The organism is Roseobacter insulae, from assembly GCF_019375555.1.
Taxonomy (GTDB): domain Bacteria; phylum Pseudomonadota; class Alphaproteobacteria; order Rhodobacterales; family Rhodobacteraceae; genus Roseobacter; species Roseobacter insulae.
Map to the genome: position 1 here is coordinate 1 of NZ_JAHXDN010000014.1, position 1,113 is coordinate 1,113.

Sequence of the window (1,113 nt, forward strand, 5' to 3'; positions counted from 1 at the left end):
TGTGAGCTCACGCTGAAGTGCAGTTTCTGATGTGTCCTTTTACTCCAATCGGTTCTGTAGCTCCATCACCTCGCTTTCAAAGACCTCAGCGGGCGTCTGGTAGCCCAAGCACTTACGCGGCGTTGAGTTGAGGCGATGGCAAATCGACCTCAAATATCGATTTGTCAGCGCCGTCGGGTCGGTCGAGCGGGGCAGGTACTTCCGTAGCCTGTTGTTCGTATTCTCGACCGTGCCTTTCTGGTACGGCGCTTGCGGGTCGCAGAACCACGCATCCGCGCCGATCCCGGCCTTGAGATGTCTCCAGGCGGAGAATTCGGTGCCGCGGTCGAATGTGATCGACTGGCGCGCATCAGCGGGCAGGGGAGCGAGCCCCTGGATCAGCGCTTCCATGATCGGTTTGGATTGGCGATCTTCATTGCGCATGACGACGGCATAGCGGCTGACGCGTTCGACCAGGGACGTGACGTTTACCTTCCCATGCTCCTTGCGGAACATCATCAGATCGCACTCCCAGTGGCCGAACTCTGCGCGTTCTGAGATGCGCTCAGGCCTGTGGGACAGGCTCTGCGTGTCGAAGATGTGGGTCCGGTTGTGCCTGCGGTAACCACGCGGCCTGCGGCGTCTGCGATGTTCGGGAAGATGGCGATAAAACTGTTCATCGCGGCCATCTTTGGAATAGGCGAAACGATAGATCGTCTCGTGACTGACCCGGATCGGATGGCGCTCCAACCGCATCCGGCCTGCGATCTGTTCTGGTGACCAGCCAGCCTTCAATCGGTCTTCAACGGCAGTCTTCACCTCGGGGTGCCTGATCATCTTACGATGGATCGCGCGGCGCTTCTCGTACATGTCCTGTGCATTCAACGCGTAGTAGCCGTTCAGTTCTGGCAACTCGGTGTCCGTATATCGGTTCCGCTTGATGTCCCGGTAAACCGTGGAGGGGTCGCGACCCAATCTATCCGCGATCTCAGAAATCGGCATTTTGGCTTCCAGCCACTTTGCAAGCTTGCGTCGTTCGTCCAGCTTCAGATGACAGTAGTGGCTTCCCATTCTTCATACTCCATGCAACTCTCTGTATTCGTAAAGAATTTGCACTTCGTTTGTGAATCCATC

1 protein-coding gene is annotated in these 1,113 nt (G+C 56.9%); it reads right to left on the reverse strand.

Annotation, left to right across the window (positions count from 1 at the left end; all coding sequences use genetic code 11):
• Positions 1-39: 39 nt before the first annotated feature.
• On the reverse strand, positions 40-1,050 hold the full coding sequence (locus tag KX928_RS23890; protein ID WP_219508142.1) for an IS30 family transposase: 1,011 nt from the start codon (positions 1,048-1,050) through the stop codon (positions 40-42).
• Between the last annotated feature and the right edge of the window lie 63 nt (positions 1,051-1,113).

Coding starts and splice junctions, on each gene's coding strand:
- KX928_RS23890 (WP_219508142.1), bottom strand. CDS start 1,050: ATGGGAAGCCACTACTGTCATCTGAAGCTGGACGAACGACGCAAGCTT.